At 66.4% G+C, this 6,715-nt stretch carries 7 protein-coding genes; all 7 read left to right on the top strand.

Going from position 1 to position 6,715, the window contains the following annotated elements; translation table 11 throughout:
• Nucleotides 1–72: 72 nt before the first annotated feature.
• Nucleotides 73–1,134, top strand: a complete 1,062-nt coding sequence (locus AB0D32_RS32025) for an aminotransferase class V-fold PLP-dependent enzyme (RefSeq protein ID WP_357098445.1) — start codon at nt 73–75, stop codon at nt 1,132–1,134.
• The gene (locus AB0D32_RS32030; protein WP_357098448.1) at nt 1,131–2,366 is read left to right on the top strand and encodes a tryptophan 2,3-dioxygenase family protein; all 1,236 of its coding nucleotides are present in this window, start codon (nt 1,131–1,133) and stop codon (nt 2,364–2,366) included. The genes AB0D32_RS32025 and AB0D32_RS32030 overlap by 4 nt, the downstream gene beginning before the upstream one ends.
• Before the next feature lie 161 nt (nt 2,367–2,527).
• The gene (locus tag AB0D32_RS32035) at nt 2,528–3,019 is read left to right on the top strand and encodes a hypothetical protein (RefSeq protein WP_357098451.1); all 492 of its coding nucleotides are present in this window, start codon (nt 2,528–2,530) and stop codon (nt 3,017–3,019) included.
• A 699-nt stretch (nt 3,020–3,718) separates the two neighbouring features.
• Entirely contained in the window at nt 3,719–4,825 is a 1,107-nt protein-coding gene (locus AB0D32_RS32040) for a site-specific integrase (RefSeq protein WP_357098454.1), read from the top strand.
• Between the two features lie 393 nt (nt 4,826–5,218).
• Nucleotides 5,219–5,695 carry a hypothetical protein gene (locus AB0D32_RS32045; protein ID WP_357098457.1) on the top strand — a complete coding sequence of 159 codons (477 nt, stop codon included), beginning with the start codon at nt 5,219–5,221 and terminating at the stop codon, nt 5,693–5,695.
• Entirely contained in the window at nt 5,692–6,300 is a 609-nt protein-coding gene (locus AB0D32_RS32050) for a hypothetical protein (protein ID WP_357098460.1), read from the top strand. Before AB0D32_RS32045 ends, AB0D32_RS32050 begins: the two co-directional genes overlap by 4 nt.
• A complete protein-coding gene (locus AB0D32_RS32055; RefSeq protein ID WP_357098463.1) occupies nt 6,264–6,638 on the top strand; it encodes a tyrosine-type recombinase/integrase in 375 nt (124 codons plus the stop codon). The genes AB0D32_RS32050 and AB0D32_RS32055 overlap by 37 nt, the downstream gene beginning before the upstream one ends.
• Nucleotides 6,639–6,715 lie beyond the last annotated feature (77 nt).

Genomic DNA, 6,715 nt, shown 5'->3' on the forward strand with positions numbered 1-6,715 from the left:
CGCGGCCGGTTTCCGAGCCTGGAACAGACGACGCACCTGGCCACCTGCAGCATCGCCCCCCGCAGCAGCGACATGGACCAGGCGCTAACCACGATGTTGGACGACCTGGCCCGCCCCGGCTTCTGGGGCGCCGCCGAAGAGCAGGTATCCGACGCCCGACGTCGCTTCGCCCGACTCATCGGCGCCGAGGTCGATCAGGTGGCGATCCTGCCCAACGTCAGCATCGCCGCTCACCAGGCGGTGTCCGGCCTGCGATGGCGCCGACGACGCGACCTACTCACCACCACCGCCGAGTTCCCCGGCGTCGCCCACGTCTGGTTGTCACAGGAACAGCGAGGCGCCCGGGTGCGCTGGTGCGGCACCCCCACCGGCCGGGTCAACTCCGCCGACTACCTGGGCGCCATCACCACCGACACCGCGCTCGTGTCCGTACCCGCCGTCACCCACCGAGACGCGACCCGACTGAACATCCGACGCATCGCCGACGCCGCCCACGCCGCCGGCGCCGCCATCATCGTCGACGCCTACCAAGCCGCCGGCGTGATGTTACTGCACGTCGACGCCCTGCGCTGCGACTACCTGCTGGCCGGCACCGGAAAATACCTGCTGGGCCTGCCCGGCCTCGCCTTCCTCTACGCCCGCCACCCGAAAGAATCCACGCCAGCCCTGACCGGCTGGTTCGGGCGGTGTGACCCGCACGCACTCGACCCGACCCGGCTCGACTTCCCCACACACGCCCGCCGGTTCGAGACCGGCACACCGTCAGTAGCCGCGGCCTACACAGCAGCCGCAGGGCTGTCGCTCATCGAGACCCTGAACCTGGCGGCAGTCCGCACGCACACGCAACGGCTCCTCGCCTCCGCCACAGACCGCCTGAGCGCCCAAGGCGAAATCGTGCAACGGGCGCAGACAGCGGACGAGCGAGGCGCGCACCTCGCGCTCATCGAGCCCCACGCCTGGGCGATGGCCGCATGGCTCGACAACCAAGGCATCGCCGTCGCTCCCCGCCGCAACGTCATCCGCGTCGCCACACACGCCTACACCAGCGACAACGACATCGACGCGCTCTGCGACGCCATCGCCGTCTACCGAGTCAAATCCCGCACCCGCGCGCCGATCGGAGCATCACGATGACCACCGCCGAACCCGTACGTCGGTGGCTCGCACAACGCCGCCCCTCGGCCGACCGCTTCCCGTACGACGCGGTCGTCACCGCCTACCAGCACCACGGCAAACACTTCGTACCCGACGAGTGGACACGCGCCTTAGCCGCCGCGAGAGACGGACTCCCACAGCTCATCGGCACCAACACCACGTACCTGTCCGCATTCCTCGCCTGCGCGCTCGACAAGGTCGACGGGACCTACGACTACCGCTCCTACCTCGGCCTGGCCCTCCTGCGGCTACCCGGTCCCGACCAGGTGCCGCGCACGGCAGCACAGCAGCTCGCCCGGCGCGACCGCCTGCACGTAAACCTGCTGACCGACCTCATCGCCTTCGAACTACGAGCCGCCTACAACGAGCACACGCCGCTCCCTCAGATGCGCCCGGCACCCGCCCTGGTGGCCAAGCGGCTGCGACACGCGGTACGCGCGGCGATGCCGGCACTGCGCCGCCTCAGCCTCGTCGAGCACACCACGGACAGCTCACAGGTCACCCTGGCCCGGCGCGTCGTTGCCGCCGTCAGCATGGTCCTCACCGCCGAAGACCGACGCGCCCTGCAAGTCAGCATGCTGCCGGTCCACATCGCCCACGACGAGTGGCTGTTCATCCGCGTCCTTCAAGCGTTCGAGACAACCTTCGCGCTCCTGGCCACCGACCTCGCCGACGTCATCACTGCCGTGGAGGCCGGACGGGTACCGCGAGCCGCGAGCAGGTTGTCCGCAGCGGCATCGCTGCTACGCGAGAGCGCATTGCTCTGGCCTCTGATGGCCACCATCCAGCCCGCCGCGTTCCACGCCTTCCGCACGTTCACCGAGGGCGCCAGCGCCATCCAGTCCCGCCACTACAAGATCGTCGAGTCCCTGTGCCGTACACCCCGCAACGCACGCCTCGACTCTCCTGCCTACCTGTCAGTGCCCGACGTCCGCACGGCGATCATGCACGGCCAGGTCAGCCTCGACGATGCCCTCAACGCCGCCCAACAGTCGACACCCGACCCGTCCCTCGGGGCCGCGATGCGCGAGTTCGCCGCAGCGATCAACCAGTGGCGGCAGACCCACTACCGGCTCGCCGTGCGCATCCTCGGACCCGAACGAAGCGGCACCGGCTACACCGAAGGCACCCCATACCTAGGCGACGCCCGCCAGGAGCCGGTCTTCCACCACTGCCCCACCGGCCGACCGGAGGCCGGGGCGGAGATATGAGCACCGCGCCTCCGTCGCCGGCCTTTCGCGCGGCTCCCGATGCCGCAGCAGCTCCGGCCCCCATGCCCCCGGTCGATGACGACACCCCACGTCATCCCGACCACCAGCGCGCCGCCCCTCCCGGCCGCTGCCAACTGCCCGTACGACAACCAGGAGGAAGAATGTCGTCGCTCAACCCCACCCGGCCCGACGCCGACAGGCCGCAACTCGCCACGAAGACACCGCGGCTCCTGGCCACCGCGGTCACCCTGCTTCTGACCGCTGCGGCTCTCGTCGTGACGACCGCCTCGGCCCAGGCCGCCTCCGGCTGCCGCAGCGCCCCGTACAGCGCGACGTTCGGCATGCACGACTCGTTCGGCATGTTTGACGGCTTGGAGGACGCCTACTTCCCACGCTCGGGCAGCTACCGCACCACGAGCCAGTGCCGCGACATCCAGGTCAGAAACACTGGGAACGGTGGCGCCTGGGGCGGACCCTTCTGGGCCTGCGTGGTGTGGGTCGGCCGGGCTACCTGCTCCAACGGTTGGACCTACGTCCCGGCCGGGCAGTGGCGCAACCTCGCCACCAACGTCAAGGACGGCACCCGGTTCTACCTGTTCATGCAGACCAACCTCGGCACCTACAACGCCGCGAACGGGGTCGGTGAATGGTGATGCAGGAAAAGACCGCGCCGGCTGCCCCACCTCAGATGGCCGGTTAACGGAGGGCAGTGTCCGGACCTCGGTCCGGCGCTGCCCTCCGGGCAGACAGCGAAGCTCGGCAAGAGCCGGGCGACATGCAGGGAAGATCGCCGTGATCACGGGGGCGAATTCGGGCATCGGCTCAAGAGCTGCCAACTAGCCACGACGACTACACATAGGAGGGGCGACCATGGCGTTTGCGCCGAGGGGCGAATCATCTGGATCCTTTCCACTCCGGCGAAGTGGCCCTCGTGCTGAGGGGGATGGGGTTGATTTCATCCCGTCTAACAATTCGGGTCTCCCTCTTGCTGATCTCGTCGCACGTCGTCAAAGCCCGAAAACCTACTACTCCATCACCGTAATCGATAGCCATGGACGTCTGGCTAGCCGCTCGGCGCTTCGCTTTATGGGGTGGACTGCAGCGCAAGTGGTCGACTTTGCCGTTGGCTCGGGAACAGTCGAAGTTGCCATCGGAGAATCGAGCGGTGAGCGAATCACTAGGCAGGGGCACTTGCGCCTCTCGCCGAGCATCCGACGTTCGGTAGGAATCGCCGACAAGGACCGTCTAATCCTCGCGGCGGACAAGCGTACCGGAATTCTCGTGGTGGGAACTATGGAATGGCTCGATCGGGCACTCGGAGTCAGCATAAGCTCCCGAGAGGACATCAAGCGATGACCGGCAGCGCATCCGAGCGTCTAGGAAATAGCGAAGTGGAAGCGGTGCGGCTGCTATTGGACCGGCTCGGACTGACGGCTGAGGAACTTCTCAAAGGCGCCTCCCCGAAGAAAGAGGTTCCGACATTCGATGAGTACATCCCGCATGTCTCCCTCGCCGTCGCCGCAGGCACCCGACGCGTCTATGGAACCTATTGGAGAAGAGTCGGGGAAGTCTGGGGGAAACGCCGTATCGATGAGCCGTCTCCGATGGAGATCAAGCAATTTGCCGAAACCATGAAGAAGACTGTAGTAATAAGGCGAAATTCCCGTGGCGGACGAACCGCCGCAGAGCACTTCATATCCGCTATGCGATGCCTGTACGCCTACGCCGTCACCGACGGGCTGATCTCCGCCGCCACCAATCCCGCCGCCCGCGTGCCCAAGCCTCGCCGACTTGCCAGTACTCGCCGAGCTCTGTCCGAGGCCCAACTGAGATCGATTAACGAAGTCGCAAGCAGCACCGGGAACGATCCTCAACTCGATGCGCTCCTTCTCAGGCTTCACGAGGAGACCGCATGCCGGCGAGGCGGGGCCCTCGCCTTGACGCGCTCCGATGTAGATGTCGAGCAATGCCTAGTTCAGCTACATGAAAAAGGCGAGACGGTGCGGTGGCAGCCAGTATCACCTACACTCGCGCGCTCGTTGGTAGAGCACTACGACGACAGAGCAACAAGTGGTTCCGACAGGCAAGTCCTGAGGTATCAAAGTGGGGCACCAGTCACGCGCCGTCGTTACGACTACCTCTGGAACCGTCTGGGAAAAAATCTCTCGTGGGTGGCCACACAGCAGGTCAGCACTCACTGGCTGCGCCACACGACCCTAACCTGGGTAGAGCGCAACTTCGGGTACGGCATCGCGCGAGCTTACGCTGGTCATGACAGCCGCTCCGCTGCTGGAACAACCAGCACTTATGTCAAGGCAGATGTATACGAGGTGGCGCGCGCGCTCAGTGCTCTCACCGGGGAGGACCACCCGATGGTTGCTGGGTTACCTGGATCGCTCTCAGCTGGCGACGGTGTTCGCGCCCTACCGGCTATACCGTTGCGGATCGCTGAGGGTTAAAGGTGTCCGGTGCAGAAATTCCGACCGGGTCCCGGAACTGCCGGTATCAGAGTTGCGGCCGAAATCGGCGCGCGTAGGGAGGCCGTAGGCAAGCGAGGTCTCGCTGTGCGAGTGGAGCCGGGCTGCACCGGCAGGAGATCCGCCTCATCCGTTGCGTAACCTAGCCAACACGCCTGGCTATTTGAACTTAAGTTGGTCGCACTGTAATCTATGAGCATGTGCACCGAGTTTGGTGCACAATTGGAAGATGTGGGGGTTCAAGTCCCCCCTCGGACACTCCCGCGTAGCAACCGTGCGACGTTGGACGTACAGGTGGTCAAGCATGCTTGACCACCTGATTTCACTCTCTGTTACCGCCGTTGGTGGCAGCCTCGTCGTTCGGCGAGGTGGGTCATGACAGACCGGCCGATCGATTCGGTGATCCCGGCGGTGGTTCCGTCAGGCGGGCTCAAGATCCGCGGCGACTCGGGTGCCGCGATGAAGCGACCGCCTCTGCCGCTGGCGCGACTGGCTCCTACTCGCGACGGCAGCACGGTGTATGGGCTGGCGACTCTTGATGTGCATGGCCGCGTCGCTGATCGGGCGGTGATGATCGCTCTCGGCTGGGCTCCTGGCCTCAGGCTGGGCATCAGGGAAAGCGGCGGTCTGATCATCGTCGACCCTGACCCGCGCGGGGTGTTCCGGGTGACGAAAGAGGGCCATGTGCGGTTGCCCGCTGTGGTCCGCCAGTGGTGCGGGCTGACAGCCGGCGATCGGGTGCTGCTGGCGGCCGATCCGAAGGCCGGACGTCTCGTGCTTCACCCGCCGGCCTCGCTGGACGCGGTGGTCGCCCGAGTGCACGACGAGGCGTTCGCGGGCGGTGAGTCGTGAGCGGCGTGGCGGGCAAGGCCGAGCTGGAGGCCGCTCGGTTGTTGCTGTCGCGGATGGGCATCTCGCCAGCGGATCTGGTGGCAGTGGCGTCGGACCGTCCGCCGGCTCCGACGTTCGCGGAGTACGTGCCGGTGGTGGCAGCTGCGGTCAGTGCTGGCACCCGGCGGGCGTACGGGTCGTACTGGAAGCGCGTGGTCGAGCAGTGGGGCCAGCGGCGTATCGATGAGCCGACACCATCGGAGATCGAGCGGCTTGCGGAGTACGTCAAGACGCATGTGGTGGCCCGCCGCAACGCGCGGGGTGGGCGCAGTGCGGCGGAGCATCTGATCGCGGCCCTGCGCTGTCTATACCGGCGGGCGGTCGCCGACGGGCTCCTGTCTGAGACAGAGAACCCGGCGTTGAAGGTGGCGAAGCCACGGCGGCTGCCGAGCACCCGGCGAGCGTTGGCGGACAACCGGTTAGCGGAGATCAACGAGGTAGCGGCGTCCACAGGTGATGATCCGGCGTTGGACAGTCTGCTTCTGCGGTTGCACACCGAGACGGCGTGCGTCGGGGTGGGGCCCTCGCCTTGCGGCCGGTCGACCTCGACCCGGATCAGTGTCTGATCCTGCTGCGGGAGAAGGGTGAGACGGTGCGGTGGCAACCGGTGTCGCCGACACTCATGCGGTACCTGCAGCGCCACGCCGAGCAGCGGCACGCGACCGAGACGGGACCGTTGTTCCGGTACCGCAACGGGCAGCCGATCACCTATCGGCGTTACGACCACCTGTGGGTGCGCATCGGTGAACACCTGCCCTGGGTGCACGCGCAGCAAATCAGCACCCACTGGCTACGGCACACCACGTTGACTTGGGTGGAGCGCAACTTCGGCTACGCCATCGCCCGGGCCTATGCCGGTCACTCCGCCAGTGGGGGAGATGCCGGAATGCTCTTCCCCTCGTAGCGTGGAGGCCAGAGCTTGAGGGATAGAGGTTCATGGCTGAGACGAGACGGCAGTTCGATCCGGAGTTCCGGGCGGGT

The sequence above is a fragment of the Micromonospora sp. NPDC048170 genome, assembly GCF_040652795.1.
Lineage (GTDB): Bacteria > Actinomycetota > Actinomycetes > Mycobacteriales > Micromonosporaceae > Micromonospora.

What these genes read in the sequence shown, in the direction of transcription:
- AB0D32_RS32025 (WP_357098445.1), top strand. Translation starts at nt 73, where the DNA reads ATGGACCAGGCGCTAACCACGATGTTGGACGACCTGGCCCGCCCCGGC.
- AB0D32_RS32030 (WP_357098448.1), top strand. Translation starts at nt 1,131, where the DNA reads ATGACCACCGCCGAACCCGTACGTCGGTGGCTCGCACAACGCCGCCCC.
- AB0D32_RS32035 (WP_357098451.1), top strand. Translation starts at nt 2,528, where the DNA reads ATGTCGTCGCTCAACCCCACCCGGCCCGACGCCGACAGGCCGCAACTC.
- AB0D32_RS32040 (WP_357098454.1), top strand. Translation starts at nt 3,719, where the DNA reads ATGACCGGCAGCGCATCCGAGCGTCTAGGAAATAGCGAAGTGGAAGCG.
- AB0D32_RS32045 (WP_357098457.1), top strand. Translation starts at nt 5,219, where the DNA reads ATGACAGACCGGCCGATCGATTCGGTGATCCCGGCGGTGGTTCCGTCA.